Origin of the sequence: Halomonas urumqiensis, assembly GCF_003028575.1 — a bacterium.
Taxonomy (GTDB): Bacteria; Pseudomonadota; Gammaproteobacteria; order Pseudomonadales; family Halomonadaceae; genus Halomonas; species Halomonas urumqiensis.
Window position 1 is genome coordinate 110,226 of the sequence record NZ_PYUD01000002.1, and the last position, 15,934, is coordinate 126,159.

Here is a 15,934-nt window from a genome sequence, read left to right on the forward strand (position 1 = left end):
TGGTCTGACCGGATGGACAGGTGCGAAATGACTCCTCTGGCGCGCCAGTCGGTGGCCGGACCACTCACATGAAGCTAGCATGATCAGGCCGAGCGGAGGATTCGATGAGTGATTTCACCCCACTGCAGGCCCTCGGCCCCATGCGCCTGGTCAATCCGGGTGGTGCCGCCAGCGGTGCCGAGGACCTGGAGCGCTACCTTGACAACTATCTGACGCATTACGGCCTCTCACCGCTGGTCGCCGATCATGTTGGGCTGCACGCGGGCTATGTACAAGCCGGTGACTTCCAGCTGTGGACCCAGGTCTGGAGCCCCGCCGAGCCGGTGGGAACCGCCTTCGTGGTACATGGCTACTTCGACCACCTGGGGCTCTACCGCCATCTGCTCGAACGCTTGCTGGACCGCAACTGGCGGGTCGTGTTGTGGGATCTACCCGGTCACGGCCTCTCCAGCGGCGCCCGTGCCTCAATCAATGACTTCGACGACTATGGCAATTGCCTGCTCGACCTGCAGCGCCACCTCGAAGAGGAAGGCTTGGCCCAGCGGCCCTGGCTGGGAGTCGGCCAGAGTACCGGTGCAGCGATACTCGCCACCGACGCGCTGACCCATGGCGACAATGGTCGCTGGGCGGGCCTTGCCTTGCTGGCCCCGCTGGTGCGCCCCTGGGGCTGGAACCAGTCGAGCTGGCTGCATCTTCTGGTGGGCCCCTTCGTGCGTTCGATACCCCGCAAGTTTCGGGACAACTCCACCGACAGTGCATTCGCCGATTTCCTGCGCGAAGGGGACCCGTTGCAGGCCGACCGAGTGGCGATCGACTGGGTCAGTGCCATGCGCCGCTGGATGCCGAAACTGCTCGCCATGCCACCCAATCCCGTACCGACCCTGATCTTGCAAGGGGAGCAGGATCTCACGGTCGACTGGGAATGGAACCTTGGCGTACTCGAGCACAAGTTCCCGAATGCGGAGATCCACAGACACCCCGAAGCACGCCATCACCTGGTCAACGAGGCGGAGCCGATCCGCCGCATGCTGTTCGAGGTACTCGACCGCTTCATCGATTCCCTGGACCCCCAGGCCGACCCACCCCACCAGGATGATGCCACCCCCGAGGAGCGCCAATGAAACGGATCTTTCGTACCGCCAATGTCCTGCTCGTCCTGCTGCTGGCTGGCTGTGCGGGCAGCCCGGAACGCCCCGAGACCCAGCGCCAGGCGCTGTTTGGCCTGGGTGAGCAAGCTGCGCTGCGCGTCATGGAATCGACAACCCTGCCGCAACCACCCACTGATCAGGTGCTGTTGCTGGCTGCCCCCCTGGTGGATGGTGGACTGCGAGTCCACCAGGCGCGCTTCCACGAGAGCCTGACCCGCGCGCTGCTAGGCGTCTCCGATGGCCCCCAGGTACTCGATTGGAATGACGCACTCAGCGAGGATGCCAGTGATAACCAATGGCGGCTGGAGAGCGAGCTGAGCGCCGACGGTCCGGAGCTCGCACTTTCCGACCGCGTGCTGCTGCCCTACCGGTTGCGACTGGCACTGCGACGCGCCGGCAACGACGAGGTGCTCTGGGAAGAGACCCTCAGCGGCGCCTTCGATGCCACCGCGTTGTGATGCCACGCAGCTCGACTGCCGATCGCTCGCCCCCGACTCACCCGCGCAGCAGCCGATCCAGCTGGCGATAGCCGATCGCCTCGATCAACTGGTCGCGAGCGGGGTGAGCCAACCCGGCCAGGTCGGCAAGGGTCAGGGCAACCTTGAGCACCCGGTGATAGGCACGCGCCGAGAGCTTCAGGCGCTCCAGTACCCCGGCAAGCCAGGCCCGGTCATCCGCCGAAAGTGCGCAGGCCGCCTCCAGCTCACGCCCGGCCAGGTGAGCGTTCAACGCACCCCGCCGCCACTGGCGCTCGCGAGCCGCCATCACTCTTTCACGCACGCTTGCCGACGCCTCGCCTGGCTCACCGGCGGTGAGCTGCTCCGGCGACAGCGCAGGCACTTCCACCTGCAGGTCGATACGATCGAGCAGCGGCCCCGATAGCCGTGCCTGGTAGCGCTGGATCTGGGCGGCGGTGCACTGACAACGCGTGCGAGGATCGCCAAGATGCCCGCACGGGCAGGGATTCATCGCCGCCACCAGCTGAAATCGAGCGGGAAAGCGACGCTCATGGCTGGCGCGGGCAATATGAATCTGCCCGGACTCCATGGGTTCGCGCATCACCTCCAGCACATGCCGGGAGTATTCCGGCAGCTCATCGAGAAACAGCACGCCGTGGTGGGCAAGCGAAATCTCGCCGGGTCGCGGCTTCGAACCACCGCCTACAAGCGCCACGGCGCTGGCGGTGTGGTGGGGCGAACGAAACGGCCGGCGCCCCCACTGCGCCTGCAGCGGCAGCCCGCTCACCGAGCGCACCGCCGCCACCTCCAGCGCTTCTTCCTCGGTCAGCGGCGGCAGAATCCCCGGCAAGCGGCTCGCCAGCATGGTCTTGCCGGTCCCCGGCGGACCGGCGAACAACAGGTTATGGCCGCCGGCAGCCGCCACTTCCAGGGCACGCCTGGCCTGATACTGGCCACGCACCTCGGCAAGGTCCGGCATGGGTTCATCGGCGTGGGGTGGGCGCACCAGGCAGTGGGCCGCAATTGGCTGCTGGCCAAGCAGATGCGCCACCACCTCGAGCAGATGATCGGCGGGCAGCACTTCAAGCTCCCCCGCCAGTGCCGCCTCATCGGCATTGGCCAGCGGCACGATCAACCGCCGGCGTGCGCGGCGCGTGGCCATGGCCAGCGGCAGCACCCCGCTGATCGGCCGCAAGCGGCCATCCAGCGCCAGCTCACCCACGCTTTCGACTCCCTCGAGCGCCTCGGGGGGAAGCTGGCCCGATGCCACCAGCAGGCCCAGCGCGATGGGCAAATCGAAACGCCCGCCTTCCTTGGGCAGGTCGGCGGGCGCCAGATTGAGGGTGATTCGCCGCAGCGGGTAATCGAAGCCGGCGTTGACCAGTGCACTTCGCACCCGTTCGCGACTCTCCTTCACCGCCGCCTCGGGCAACCCCACCAAGGTCATGCCGGGCAGGCCATTGGCCAGGTGAACCTCGACCTGAACCTCAGGGGCTTCCAGGCCAAGCCCGGCCCGGGTATGCACGATCGCCAGCGTCATCCGCGTTCCCTCGCGATGGATCTCCTGGGTTCAGGCTAGTCCAGTCAACGAGGGGAGCCCCGGCAGAAGTGTGCCCAAGCGGGAGTGGCGGCCGGTGGCAACCGCTTTCATGCCTGGTGGGGCCTTTCTAACCTGGCGGGGCCTTTCTAACCTGGCGGGGCCTTTCACGCCAGGCAGGACTCAGCGGTCGGTCTCGTCACCGCTGGCATCCGCTTCGGGCGAAGTGCTCTCGGGAGGCGTGACCTCTTTCGGGGCAACCTTAGCGGGTGGGGAAGCCTCGGCCGCGACGCCTCCCGAGGTCGGTTGATTGGCCAGCATGGCCTCGAGTGACGCCACCTGGGTTTCCAGGGCTTCGACTCGCGAACGGGTGCGCTGCAGCACATCCATCAGGATGTCGAAGTCCTCGCGGGACACCAGTTCCAGGCGGTCGAAGGCGCCGCGCACCACCTGCTGGATGCCCTTCTGGACCTCCTCGGGTGCCTGTGAAGCGCCCTGCAGTCGTTCGCCGATCTGCTGGGCCAGGCGGCTGATGCGGTCATGGCTCACCATGGGTGTTCTCCTGCCAATATTGAGTGGGTTGGGTACAGGATACGCAACCAGTGCCGACGACGCATGCCCCGGTAGCCCTAATCGGATGTTTGTCCCACGCCCAATTGACGCTTGCCCCGCAATAGCGCACCGACCACCCACCCATGCACTAATTCAATGCACGCCAACGCGCCTTCTCGGTGCAACCACGCCAGGCGACGGTAATCTTCCACGCCAATTCACTGAAATTTCACATATTTGTGCACGACTGGCACGGCGTGAGCATGAGTTCCGGCATGCCGAGATCGGCAGACGATTCCGTCGTCATTCAATCCAACCGTGGAGACATGGGATGAAACTCATCACCGCCATCATCAAGCCATTCAAGCTCGACGACGTCCGCGAGGCACTGGCCGACAACGGTGTCCAGGGCATCACCGTCACCGAGGTAAAGGGCTTTGGCCGCCAGAAGGGCCACACCGAGCTCTACCGTGGCGCCGAATATGTCGTCGACTTCCTGCCCAAGGTCAAGGTTGAAGTCGCGGTGGACGATTCGCGTCTCGAGACCGTTCTGGATGCCATCTGCAGTGCCGCCAACAGCGGCAAGATCGGCGACGGCAAGGTCTTCGTCACGTCGCTTGAAGACGTGGTCCGCATTCGTACCGGTGAGCGCGGCGCCGACGCCGTTTGATCGCTTCCCCCTGACACTGGTCCTGGAGAGACACCCATGAGTGAACTGACTGAGCTGAGCTACGCGCTCGACACTTTCTACTTCCTGATTTGCGGCATCCTGGTGATGTGGATGGCCGCCGGCTTCTCGATGCTCGAAGCGGGCCTGGTGCGCTCCAAGAACACCGCCGAAATCCTTACCAAGAACATCGCCCTGTTCGCCATCGCCTGTACCATGTACCTGCTGCTGGGCTACTACCTCATGTATTCCAGCCCCGAGGGCGGCTTTTTGCCCAATCTCGGCTTCCTGATCGGTAGCGAGAACACCGCCGATGCCGTGCTGGCCGGTGGCGACGATGCTCCCTACTACTCCATGCGTTCCGACTTCTTCTTCCAGGTCGTGTTCGTGGCGACGGCCATGTCGATCGTCTCCGGTGCCGTGGCCGAACGCATGAAGCTGTGGGCCTTCCTGGCCTTCGCCGTGGTGATGACCGGTGTCATCTATCCGGTGTCCGGCTACTGGACCTGGGGTGGTGGCTGGCTCTCCGCCGCCGGCTTCTCCGACTTCGCCGGTTCCGGCATCGTGCACATGGCCGGTGCGGCCGCTGCCCTGGCGGGTGTGCTGGTACTCGGGCCGCGCAAGGGCAAGTACGGCAAGGACGGTGCCATCTACGCCATCCCCGGCGCCAACATGCCGCTGGCTACCCTGGGTACCTTCATCCTGTGGATGGGCTGGTTCGGCTTCAACGGCGGTTCAGAGCTGAAGGTAGCCGGCGTGGATTCGGCCAATAACGTCGCACAGGTCATGGTCAATACCAATGCCGCAGCAGCCGGCGGCGTGATCGTGGCGCTGATACTGGCCAAGCTGTGGTTCCGCAAGGCGGACCTGACCATGGCCCTGAACGGCGCACTGGCAGGCCTGGTGGCGATCACCGCCGAACCGCTGGCGCCCTCGGCGCTGGGTGCGACCCTGATCGGTGCCGTGGGTGGTGCCATCGTGGTGGCCGCCATCGTCACCCTGGACAAGCTGAAGATCGATGATCCGGTCGGCGCCATCTCGGTGCACGGTGTGGTCGGTATCTGGGGCGTGCTGGTCGTGCCTGTGACCAACGCCGATGCCACCTTCGGTGCGCAGATCCTTGGCATCGTCGGTATCTTCGCCTGGGTGTTCATCGCCAGCCTGATCGTGTGGCTGATCCTCAAGGCGGTGATGGGTATCCGTGTCAGCGAAGAAGAAGAATACGAAGGTGTCGACCTGGCCGAATGTGGCCTGGAAGCCTACCCCGAGTTCAGCGTCGCCAAGAAGTAAGCGTCGCAAACCGAGTGAGCTGGCGTGCTCCTCCTGGCCTCCTTCGGGGGGCCTTTTTTTATTCCCCCCGCGGGGGTGTATGCTAGAGGTTGATCAGGCATATGCGGGTGGCTGTGGCCATCACACCGAACAGACGAGGAGTCCGACCATGAAACTGGTGACCGCCATCATCAAACCCTTCAAGCTCGACGACGTGCGCGAGTCGCTATCCGAAATCGGCGTGCAGGGCATCACCGTGACCGAAGTGAAGGGCTTTGGCCGCCAGAAGGGCCACACCGAGCTCTACCGTGGTGCCGAGTACGTGGTCGACTTCCTGCCCAAGGTGAAACTCGAGGTCGCGGTGGATGAGGACATGGCCGAAAAGGTCATCGATGCGATCACAAGTGTCGCCAACACCGGCAAGATCGGCGATGGCAAGATCTTCGTCACCCCGCTCGAGCAGGTCATCCGCATCCGTACCGGCGAGACCGGCAAGGACGCGGTCTGACTAAAGCTGGAAGCTGGAAGCTGGAAGCTGGAAGCTGGAAGCTGGAAGCTGGAAGGCAGCTTCAATAGCACCGCCTCCGTGGGAAGACCACGGAGGCGGTTTTTCTTCCAGCTTCCAGCTTAAGCCCGCGAAGCGGGTGTTCTTCCAGCTTCGGGCGCAGCCCGGTCACTTTTCGACGAAGGCGCGTTCGATCACGTAGTCACCGGGCTCGCCCATGCGCGGCGAGATCTTGAAGCCGAGGTCATCGAGCATCGCGCTGGTCTCGTCGAGCATCGCCGGGCTTCCGCAGATCATCGCGCGGTCCTGCTTGGGGTCCATCGGCGCAAGGCCGGTGTCCTCGAACAGCTTGCCGGTGCGGATATGGTCGGTCAGACGCCCCATGGTGTGAAAGTCCTCACGGGTCACCGTGGGGTAGTAGACCAGCTTCTCGGCGATCTCCTCGCCCAGGTATTCATGGGCCGGCAGTTCCTTCTGGATGAAATCGGCATAGGCCAGTTCGCTGACCGAGCGCACCCCATGGATCAACACGATCTTCTCGAATCGCTCGTAGACCTCGGGGTCCTGGATCAGGCTCATGAACGGCGCCAGGCCCGTGCCGGTAGAGAGGAGGTAGAGGTTGCGGCCCGGCAGCAGGTCGTCGGTGACCAGCGTGCCCGTCGGCTTGCGGCTGACCATGATCTGGTCGCCCACCTTGAGGTGCTGCAGGCGCGAGGTCAGCGGGCCATCAGGCACCTTGATGCTGAAGAACTCGAGGTGATCCTCGTAGTTGGGGCTGGCGATGGAGTAGGCGCGCATCAGCGGCTTGCCGTTGACCTCGAGGCCGATCATCACGAACTGGCCGTTCTTGAAGCGCAGGCTACGCTCGCGTGTGGTGCGAAAGCTGAACAGGGTGTCGTTCCAGTGGTGAACGCTGAGCACCTCTTCCAAGGCGAACTTGCTCATGCCGTCTCCTCATATTCCAAAAGCGTATAAACGCGCTAAAAATTCTATGCTGGTAATTCTAAGAGACGCGCAGATATCTGTTAAATGGATTGTATGGATAACACTTATCTATACTATGGATATACGGCATTTCGCCGCACCACCCTGATCGCCAACCGTTGACCCCGAACAGGAGCCACTCATGCGCTATACCCTGCGCCAGCTGGAGGTATTCGTCGCCGTGGCCCAGCACGAAAGCGTCTCGCGGGCCGCGCGGGCGCTGGCCCTGTCGCAATCGGCCACCAGCACCGCGCTGGCCGAACTCGAGCGCCAGTTCGACTGCCAGTTGCTGGACCGCATCGGCAAGCGGCTCAAGCTCAATGCGCTGGGCTTCCAACTGCTGCCCAAGGCCGTGGCCCTGCTCGACCGCGCCGAGGAAGTGGAGGAGCTGCTACGCGGTCAGCAGGGCATCGGCACCCTGGACGTCGGCGCCACCCTGACCATCGGTAACTATCTGGCGACCCTGCTGATCAGCGACTTCATGCAGCGCTACCCGGGGAGCCGGGTTCGCCTGGCGGTGCGCAATACCCGCGCCATCATCGATAGTGTGCGCCACCACGAGCTGGACCTCGGGCTGATCGAGGGCCAGTGCGAAGAGGACGACGTGATCACCCAGACCTGGGTGGAAGACGAACTGGCGGTGTTCTGCTCGCCCCGCCATCCACTGGCCAACAGCGGGCCGGTGGAATTCGAACGCTTGCTGCGCGAGGCCTGGATCATGCGCGAGGAAGGCTCCGGCACCCGGCTGACCCTGGAACAGGCCGCCCGTCACCGTCGCGGGCGCTTCAACATCCTGCTCGAGCTCGAGCATACCGAAGGCATCAAGCGCGCGGTGGAATCAGGGCTCGGCATCGGCTGCGTCTCCAAGCTGGCGCTGCGCGACGCGTTTCGGCGCGGTAGCCTGGTGCCGATCGCCACCCCCGAGCTGGACCTTAGTCGCCAGTTCACCTTCATCTGGCACCGCCACAAGTACCTGGCCACCGGCATGCGCGAGTTCTTGAGGCTGTGCCGACAGATGACCGAAGGCATCTCGCGCAGCGACCAGATCGACCTGCCCACGGTACCCTGACGCACATCCAGAACGCACGAGCCCGGCGCAGTGGCCGGGCCCGTTCTTGTCGAATCGGCTTGTCGATTCAGGCTGGGTGCACCCAGGTGGCGTCAGCGCATCTCGCTGACGGCCTCCTGTATATCGCCCACCCCGGCCTTGGAGAGATCCTTGGAGAGGGAGTGAATGACCAGCTTGGTGGTAGGGCCGTCCAGCTTGTCGCGCAACTGCCCCAGGAAACGTGGCGGCGCCACCAGAATGAGCTTCTCCATGCGATTATCGATCCTGGCGCGGTAGAGCCGTTCGGCGACCTCCTTGGCGAATATCTGCTCCTCATGGGTACGCGCGGCATTCTCGCCACCCGACGAGCGCGCCGTGTGCGAGTTCGATTCATGCACATCGGCCCCACGATCCGTGACCAGGTCACCTTCATGCAGCCGGTTCGCGGCATGAACGAGGCTGTCCTGCTCCTCAAGCTTGAGTGCATCACGGGTGAATATCCGTGCCCGTGCCGCATCCGCCACCACGATATATGTTGTCATAGCCGCTCCCTGTTGAAGGTACACAGTAGGTAGACAATAGGTAGACAGTCCTGGGTAGTCAGTGGCCGGTGAAAGCGACTGGCTGACCAGCGTGCGCCAGCAAGCCGGCACACGCGTCCTGTTACCTGTTCAACATTGGCAAGCGGCCGGCGCTTGGTCAACCAGTCAGATCACTCGGCGGCGCAACAGGCTGGTGATTGCCTCGCCGATCAGCACCAGCACGATGATCGAAAGCAGGATGGTCGCCACGGTCGGCCAGGCGAAGGTGTCGATGGAACCCTGCAGGATCACCCCGATGCCTCCGGCACCCACCAGCCCCAGCACCGTGGACTCGCGGATGTTGATGTCCCAGCGCAGGATGACAATGGCGAAGAACGCCGGCATCACCTGGGGCACGACGGCGTAGGCGATCACCTTGGCCTTGGAAGCGCCGGTGGCCTGCATCGCCTCCACCGGCCTGCGGTCGATCTCCTCGATGGCCTCGCCCATCAGCTTGCCGATAAAGCCGACCGATCGGCACATGATCGCGAGTATCCCGGCCAGCACCCCAGGCCCGAAGATCGCCACGAACAGCAGCGCCCAGATGATGGTGTTCACCGAACGGCTCGACACCAGGATGAAGCGCCCGAGCCACAGACAGGCGCGATTGGGCGTAGTGTTCTGGGCGGCGATATACGACACCGGCAGGGCCACGAAGATGGTCAGCAGGGTGGCGAGCGTGGCGATATGCACGGTCTCGAGCATGGCATTGACGATGGCCGCGAGACGGCTCGGGTCGGGCGGCCACATGCGCGCACCCAGGCTCGATATCTGGTTGGGCGCATCCCACACCCACGGCCAGAAGATGTCGATGTCGCGCACCGCCCAGTAGACCAGCATCATCGTGGCCAGCAACACGGCGTAGCGGATCAGGCGCTCGCGACGGTCGTAGCGTTGCCAGACACGCTCCGCCAGGGCTCCGGCTCGATCTACCATATTTTCTTCCTTACCCAACCGCTGATGCCTTCGCTGATCAGGATCACCGCGATGATGATCAGCAGGATGGCGAACGCGAAGTCATAGTCATAGCGCCCGAAGGCGTTCATCAGAGTGCCGCCGATGCCCCCGGCGCCGACGATGCCGACCACCGCCGAGGCGCGCAGGTTGCTGTCGAGCTGGTACATCGAAAGCCCCACCTGGCGTGGCAGAATCTGCGGGAACACCGCGTAGAACAGCGTGGCCAGAAACCCCGCCCCGGTGGCGCGCATGGCCTCCACCTGGCCCCAGTCGATCTCCTCGATCTCCTCGGCCAGCAGCTTGCCGACGAAGCCGATGGAGTAGAGGGTCAGGGTCAGGATGCCGGCCAGCGGCCCAAAGCCCACCGCGGCGACGAACAGGATCGCGACGATCACCGGATGGAAACTGCGCGAGATGATGATCACCGCCCGCCCGAGCAGGTAGACCGGCATCGGCGCGATATTGCGCGCCGCCATTACCGCGAAGGGAATCGACAGCAACACCCCGAGCAGGGTCGCCAGGATGGCGATCTGGAAACTCTCCTTGAAGCCGGTGAGCATCAGTTCGGCACGCTCGAAGCTCGGCGGAAAGCCACCGCCGAAGATACGCGCGGCGCGCGGCAAGCCTTCGGCGATGCGCTCCCAATTGAAGGGCAGGCTGCCCAGCGCCCAAACGAGATACACCGCCAGCACCAGCCACAGGCCATAGCGCAACACCGGGTTGGCGATGAACGGTGGCTTGCGCCAGAGGCGCGCGGCAGCGCCAGACTCAGGCCTGGTCATGTTTCACCTCGTCGAGGCCCTTGTCGCGCTGCCTTGGCTTGTCGGCGTGTTGCTTGTCGGTTTGCTGCTCGGTTGCCTGGGGGTCACTGACCGTCTCGTCCGGGGCCTCGATGCCGCCGTAGATGGCGTCCAGGGCGTCCTTGTCGAACTCCGCCGGCTTGCCATCGAAGATCATCTTGCCGTGGCGCAGCCCGACGATGCGCTCGGTGTAGGTCTTGGCCTGGGCGACGTTGTGGATGTTGATCAACACCGGCAACGACAGCTCGCTGGCCAGGCTCTGCAGCAGCATCATGATCTGCTCGGAGGTCCGCGGGTCCAGCGACGCGGTGGGCTCGTCGGCGAGCAGCAGTTCCGGCTCCTGCATCAAGGCGCGCACCACCCCTACCCGCTGGCGCTCGCCGCCGGAGAGCTCATCGGCGCGCTTGTTGGCGTACTGGGCGATACCCACGCGCTCCATCAATTGGAAGGCGCGTTCGATGTCCGCCTGGGGGTAGCGCCGCGAGATCGCCTGGTAGAGGCTGACATACCCGAGCCTTCCCGCCAGCACGTTCTCCATCACCGTCAGGCGATCGATCAGGTTGAAGCCCTGAAAGACCATGCCGATCTTGCGCCGGGCCCGGCGCAGCGCCGCGCCGCGCAGGTTGACCAGCTCGTTGCCGTTGAGCCTGATCGAGCCGGAACTCGGCTCCACCAGGCGGTTGATACAGCGCAGCATGGTGCTCTTGCCGGCACCCGAGGCCCCGACGATCGCCACCACGCTGTTGTCCTCGACCACCAGGTCGAGGCCCTTCAATACCGCTTCATCGTGGCCATAGCGTTTGACCAGCTTGGAAATCTCGAGCATTCACCCACCTCGCAAGACGTGAAGAACCAGCGACTGCCCCCGGCCAGCTGACCGGGGGCACTGGTGTCACTCCAGGTCTTCCTGGGTGTAGCTCACGCCATTGGCGGCCTGGATGGTGCGGATGACCTTCCAGTTGTCCTGATAGTTGATGGGGATGAACTTCTCCACGCCCTCGAACTCCTCGCCTAGCTCGGTGCCGGCGAAATCGAAGCTGAAGAAGGCCTCCTCGATCTTCTCGACCAGGTCCGGGTGAAGGTTATGGGCGTAGTTGTAGGACGTGGTCGGGAAACGATCCGACTCGAAGATGATCTTGACGTCCTCCTCGTCGTAGAGCCCACGCGCGGCCATGCGATCGACCACTTCGGAGGCCACCGGGGCAGCATCGTAATCCTGGGCCACCACCCCCAGCATCGACTGGTCATGGCTGCCGGAATAGACCACCTCGTAGTCCTCGTCCGGCACCACGCCAAGCTCCGGGAACAGCGCACGCGGCGCCTGGTTACCGGAGTTGGAAGTTGGCGAGGTGTGCGCCACGCGCTTGCCCTTCAGATCCTCCATCTCGTTGATGCCGGAGTCGACATGGGTATACACCTGCAGGGTGTAGCCGAACTGCCCATCGTCGGAGCCCATCAGGGCGAAGGGCACCGCACCGGCCAGGTTGACCGCGAAGGGCGTCGGCCCGGTGGAGAAGCCGGCGATATGCAGGCGTCCGCTGCGCATCGCCTCGACCTGGGCGGCGTTGGACTGCACGGCGAAGAAACGCACGTCGCGTTCGGTGACCTCGGCGAGGTGGTCGATGAACGGCTGCCAGATGTCGGAGTAGATGGCCGGGTCTTCGACCGGCGTATAGGCAAAGATCAGCGTATCGGGGTTGGCCCACTCGGACTCGTCTGCGGGACGGTCGGCCACCATATCGCCGTTCGCGTCGCAGTAATTGGCATCGAGTGCACCGCGCTCGCAGTCATCCTGAGCCTGAGCATGTGCGGAAACGAACATGGCAAGCGGCAGCAGCGAACACAGCGCAAGCCGAGCGAAGGGAAGGGTGGGAGCGGATATCGGTTGTTGCATGGCGTGCCTCTTGGAATTTTTTTTGTAAATCGCAGAGTTGAAACCTTACCGTTTCAATCTAGGAGTGATGACAATTGCATGTCAATTTCTTTACATGGCGAAGGCTCAACGCACCGAATGCCACCTCGCCATGATCCCTTGCCCAGGGTGTGATGCCGTAAACCGTCAGGCGCAAATCGATACGAAAACCGCAGCGAAACGAACCAGACGAAACGAACCAGACGAAATGAACCAGGCCAGAAAACAGCAAGAGCAAGCGTGGTGGTGGAGACGACGCCTAGACGAAGAAGGCGGCCGGATGGCCGCCTGTAGGTGAGGTTCGAGAGGCGTCAGTGGCCGAGTATCTGGCTCAGGAACAGCTGGGTGCGTTCCGACTGGGGGTCGTTGAAGAACGGCTCCGGCGCGTTCTCCTCGATGATCTGGCCCTGGTCCATGAAAATCACCCGGTCGGCCACCGTCTTGGCGAAGCCCATTTCATGGGTCACGCAGAGCATGGTCATGCCTTCGTGGGCGAGTTCGACCATCACATCGAGCACCTCCTTGATCATCTCGGGGTCCAGCGCCGAGGTCGGCTCGTCGAACAGCATGACGTCGGGGTGCATGCACAGCGAGCGGGCGATGGCCACGCGCTGCTGCTGGCCACCGGAGAGCTGGCCTGGGTATTTCAGCGCCTGTTCGGCGATGCGTACACGCTCCAGGTACTGCATGGCCAGCGCCTCGGCCTCACGGCGTGGTTTCTTCTGCACCCACATCGGCGCCAGGCAGCAATTCTCCAGCACCGAAAGGTGAGGAAAGAGATTGAAGTGCTGGAACACCATGCCGACGCTGCGACGGATCTGCTCGATGCGTTTGACGTCCTGGGTCAGCGGCACCCCGCCGACCACGATCTCGCCCTCTTGATGCTCCTCGAGGTGGTTGATGCAACGGATCAGCGTCGACTTGCCGGACCCGGAAGGCCCGCAGATGACGATCCTCTCGCCGCGCTTGACCTCCAGGTCGATATCACGCAACACGTGAAAATCGCCATACCATTTATTGACGCCACGCATCTCGACCATCAAGCCATCGCTGTCGGCACGAGGGGTGGAAGCAGCCTGTTCACTCATGATTGTCATTCCTGTGCGTAAGCAACTAGTTCTTGTGGCCGGTATTCAGCTTTCTTTCGAGGTACTGGCTGTAGCGCGACATGCTGAAACAGAAGATCCAGAACATCATGCCGGCGAACACATAGCCCTCCAGCGAGAAACCGAGCCAGCGTGAATCCGACAACGCCGCCTGCACGATGCCGAGCAGGTCGAACAGCCCGATGATCATCACCAGGGTGGTGTCCTTGAACAGCGAAATGAAGGTGTTCACGATGCCGGGGATCATCATCTTCAAGGCCTGGGGCAGCACGATCAGCCCCATGCGCATCCAGTAGTTCATGCCCAGCGCCGCCGCCGCTTCCTCCTGGCCCTTGGGAATCGCCTGCAGCCCGCCACGGATCACTTCGGCCATGTAGGCGCTCTGGAACAGCGTGATGCCGATCAGCGCCCGCACCAGGCGGTCGACACCGAACCCGGAAGGCAGGAACAGCGGCAACATCACCGAGGCCATGAACAGCACGGTGATCAGCGGCACGCCACGCCAGAACTCGATGAACACCACGCAGAAGCTCTTGACGATGGGCATCTGCGAGCGGCGTCCCAGCGCCAGCAGGATACCGATCGGCAAGGCCGCCACCATGCCCACCACGGCGAGTATCAGGGTCAGCATCAAGCCGCCCCACTGGTGGGTTTCCACCAGGGGCAGGCCGAGTACACCTCCATAAAGAACGAAGAAGGCGCACACCGGGAACGGCAACAGCGTCACCACGGCGACCCAGCGCTTGAAGGGCAGCCTGGGAATGGCAAGCCACGCCACCAGCACCGCGAAGCTCGCGAACACGATATTCACCCGCCACAGCTCCTCGCGCGGGTAGAGCCCGTAGATGAACTGGGTGAAGCGCATCTTGACGAACACCCAGCAGGCGCCCTCCCGCGAGCAATCGTCGCGGCTGGTGCCGACCCAGTCGGCATCGATGATCGCCCACTGAACCGTGGGCGCCACCAGCAGGTAGAGCAGATAGAGCCCCAGCAGCGTGAACACCGAGTTCACCGGCCCGCTGAACAGGTTGGCACGCAGCCAGGCAAGCGCGCCGATGGTCTGGTCGGGTGCCGGCCGCTGGGCAATCATTTCCGTTCGAATGGTCATCACACCCTCCTAGCGTTCCACCAGCGCCACGCGGGCGTTGAACCAGTTCATGAACATCGAGACCAGCAGGCTGATGGTGAGGTATACCGCCATGGTCATGGCGATCACCTCGATGGCCTGGCCGGTCTGGTTGAGGGTGGTGCCGGCGAATACCGAGACCAGGTCCGGATAGCCGATGGCGGTGGCCAGCGACGAGTTCTTGATCAGGTTGAGGTACTGACTGGTCAAGGGAGGAATGATCACCCGCAGCGCCTGCGGAATGACCACCAGCCGCAGCACCAGCCCACGCGGCAGGCTAAGCGCCTGAGCCGCCTCGGTCTGGCCGTGGGGAATGGCCTGGATGCCGGAACGCACGATCTCGGCGATGAACGACGCCGTGTAGATCGACAGCGCCAGCCACAGCGCCAGGAACTCGGGAATCACCGTGATGCCGCCACGGAAGTTGAAGCCCCGCAGCTCGGGCATTTCCCAGGTGACCGGCACGCCGGTTCCCACCAGCACCAGCATCGGCACACCAATCATCAAGGCCAGGCTGATCCAGTAGGCCGGGATACGCTTGCCGGTGGCCTCGTGGCGACGCCGGTTCCAGATGATCAGGGCGATGCTGGCCACCAGCGCCGCGCCGATGGCGATCGGAATCAGGCCGAAGCCGGATTCGAACAGCGGCTCGGGCAGGAACAGCCCGCGCACGTTGATGAAGATCGCCTCGCCAAGCGAGATACTGTCACGCGGGCTTGGCAGCGTGCGCAACACGGCGAAATACCAGAAGAAGATCTGCAGCAGCAGCGGGATGTTGCGGAAGATCTCGATATAGGCGTTGGCCAGCCGGGCGATCAGCCAGTTCGGCGAGAGCCTGGCGATACCCACGGTGAAGCCCACCAGGGTCGCGGCCAGCACGCCAAACCCCGAAACCAGCAGCGTGTTGAGCAGCCCGACAAGGAAGGTGCGACCGTAGGTGCTCTGCGAGGAGTACTCGATGAGGCTCTGGCCGATGCCGAAGCCCGCTGTGTTGGTCAGGAAACCGAAGCCGGTGGTGATGCCACGGGCGGCCAGGTTGTCCTGGGTATTGCCGACGATATAAATCAGAAAGGCCGCCACGGCGGCAATCAGCACGGTCTGAAAGATCAGCGCACGCTTGGCGCGATCACGCCAGAAAGGCGGTTTAGGGCCCGCGGAACGGGCAGGGGATCGAGCAGCCATGGGGTTCTCCGCCTGGATCCTTCAAGCTGGAAACGAGATGCACAGCTCGGGATTGCCAAGCCTGTGGAAGGAAAAGGGCGCCAACCTGTGGCGCCCGGGCGG

General features: G+C 63.6%; 17 protein-coding genes. 6 read left to right on the forward strand and 11 right to left on the reverse strand.

Annotation, left to right across the window (positions count from 1 at the left end):
- Window positions 1-104 precede the first annotated feature (104 nt).
- Window positions 105-1,121, forward strand: a complete 1,017-nt coding sequence (locus C6V82_RS07855) for an alpha/beta hydrolase (RefSeq protein WP_102586783.1) — start codon at window positions 105-107, stop codon at window positions 1,119-1,121.
- A complete protein-coding gene (locus C6V82_RS07860) occupies window positions 1,118-1,606 on the forward strand; it encodes a hypothetical protein (protein WP_102586782.1) in 489 nt (162 codons plus the stop codon). The genes C6V82_RS07855 and C6V82_RS07860 overlap by 4 nt, the downstream gene beginning before the upstream one ends.
- 37 nt (window positions 1,607-1,643) lie before the next feature.
- Here C6V82_RS07860 and C6V82_RS07865 read toward each other — a convergent pair whose 3' ends face one another.
- Entirely contained in the window at window positions 1,644-3,146 is a 1,503-nt protein-coding gene (locus C6V82_RS07865) for a YifB family Mg chelatase-like AAA ATPase (RefSeq protein WP_102586781.1), read from the reverse strand.
- A gap of 180 nt (window positions 3,147-3,326) precedes the next feature.
- Window positions 3,327-3,695, reverse strand: coding sequence for an accessory factor UbiK family protein (locus tag C6V82_RS18285; RefSeq protein WP_229843130.1), 369 nt, complete (start codon window positions 3,693-3,695; stop codon window positions 3,327-3,329).
- A 331-nt stretch (window positions 3,696-4,026) separates the two neighbouring features.
- Here C6V82_RS18285 and C6V82_RS07875 point away from each other — a divergent pair, with 331 nt between their 5' ends.
- From C6V82_RS07875 to glnK, 3 genes are all read left to right on the forward strand, one after another.
- Entirely contained in the window at window positions 4,027-4,365 is a 339-nt protein-coding gene (locus tag C6V82_RS07875; RefSeq protein ID WP_102586780.1) for a P-II family nitrogen regulator, read from the forward strand.
- A 36-nt stretch (window positions 4,366-4,401) separates the two neighbouring features.
- Complete coding sequence (locus tag C6V82_RS07880) at window positions 4,402-5,652, forward strand: ammonium transporter (RefSeq protein WP_102586779.1); 1,251 nt, start codon at window positions 4,402-4,404, stop codon at window positions 5,650-5,652.
- 148 nt (window positions 5,653-5,800) lie between these two features.
- Window positions 5,801-6,139, forward strand: coding sequence for a P-II family nitrogen regulator (gene glnK / locus C6V82_RS07885; RefSeq protein WP_102586778.1), 339 nt, complete (start codon window positions 5,801-5,803; stop codon window positions 6,137-6,139).
- A 165-nt stretch (window positions 6,140-6,304) separates the two neighbouring features.
- Here glnK and C6V82_RS07890 read toward each other — a convergent pair whose 3' ends face one another.
- The gene (locus tag C6V82_RS07890; RefSeq protein ID WP_102586777.1) at window positions 6,305-7,081 is read right to left on the reverse strand and encodes a ferredoxin--NADP reductase; all 777 of its coding nucleotides are present in this window, start codon (window positions 7,079-7,081) and stop codon (window positions 6,305-6,307) included.
- A gap of 181 nt (window positions 7,082-7,262) precedes the next feature.
- On the opposite strand from C6V82_RS07890, the gene C6V82_RS07895 reads away from it, so the two are divergent.
- A complete protein-coding gene (locus C6V82_RS07895; protein ID WP_102586776.1) occupies window positions 7,263-8,189 on the forward strand; it encodes a LysR family transcriptional regulator in 927 nt (308 codons plus the stop codon).
- A gap of 92 nt (window positions 8,190-8,281) precedes the next feature.
- Here the strand turns inward: C6V82_RS07895 and C6V82_RS07900 are convergent, their stop codons facing one another.
- The 8 genes from C6V82_RS07900 to C6V82_RS07935 all read right to left on the reverse strand — a co-directional run bounded on the left by C6V82_RS07900 (window position 8,282) and on the right by C6V82_RS07935 (window position 15,832).
- Window positions 8,282-8,710, reverse strand: a complete 429-nt coding sequence (locus C6V82_RS07900) for a host attachment protein (RefSeq protein ID WP_102586775.1) — start codon at window positions 8,708-8,710, stop codon at window positions 8,282-8,284.
- A gap of 165 nt (window positions 8,711-8,875) precedes the next feature.
- Window positions 8,876-9,685 (reverse strand): phosphonate ABC transporter, permease protein PhnE, encoded by an 810-nt coding sequence (gene phnE / locus C6V82_RS07905; protein WP_102586774.1) that lies wholly within the window; start codon window positions 9,683-9,685, stop codon window positions 8,876-8,878.
- On the reverse strand, window positions 9,679-10,488 hold the full coding sequence (gene phnE, locus C6V82_RS07910; protein ID WP_102586773.1) for a phosphonate ABC transporter, permease protein PhnE: 810 nt from the start codon (window positions 10,486-10,488) through the stop codon (window positions 9,679-9,681). Before phnE (C6V82_RS07910) ends, phnE (C6V82_RS07905) begins: the two co-directional genes overlap by 7 nt.
- Window positions 10,475-11,332 (reverse strand): phosphonate ABC transporter ATP-binding protein, encoded by an 858-nt coding sequence (phnC, locus tag C6V82_RS07915; RefSeq protein ID WP_102586772.1) that lies wholly within the window; start codon window positions 11,330-11,332, stop codon window positions 10,475-10,477. Before phnC ends, phnE (C6V82_RS07910) begins: the two co-directional genes overlap by 14 nt.
- A 66-nt stretch (window positions 11,333-11,398) precedes the next feature.
- Window positions 11,399-12,400 carry a phosphate/phosphite/phosphonate ABC transporter substrate-binding protein gene (gene phnD / locus C6V82_RS07920; RefSeq protein ID WP_102586771.1) on the reverse strand — a complete coding sequence of 334 codons (1,002 nt, stop codon included), beginning with the start codon at window positions 12,398-12,400 and terminating at the stop codon, window positions 11,399-11,401.
- A 329-nt stretch (window positions 12,401-12,729) separates the two neighbouring features.
- Entirely contained in the window at window positions 12,730-13,458 is a 729-nt protein-coding gene (locus C6V82_RS07925) for an amino acid ABC transporter ATP-binding protein (protein ID WP_102586945.1), read from the reverse strand.
- Between the two features lie 73 nt (window positions 13,459-13,531).
- Window positions 13,532-14,632: an amino acid ABC transporter permease gene (locus C6V82_RS07930; protein WP_102586770.1), complete on the reverse strand. Its 1,101-nt coding sequence runs from the start codon at window positions 14,630-14,632 to the stop codon at window positions 13,532-13,534.
- Between the two features lie 9 nt (window positions 14,633-14,641).
- Window positions 14,642-15,832 (reverse strand): amino acid ABC transporter permease, encoded by a 1,191-nt coding sequence (locus tag C6V82_RS07935; RefSeq protein WP_102586769.1) that lies wholly within the window; start codon window positions 15,830-15,832, stop codon window positions 14,642-14,644.
- Window positions 15,833-15,934 lie beyond the last annotated feature (102 nt).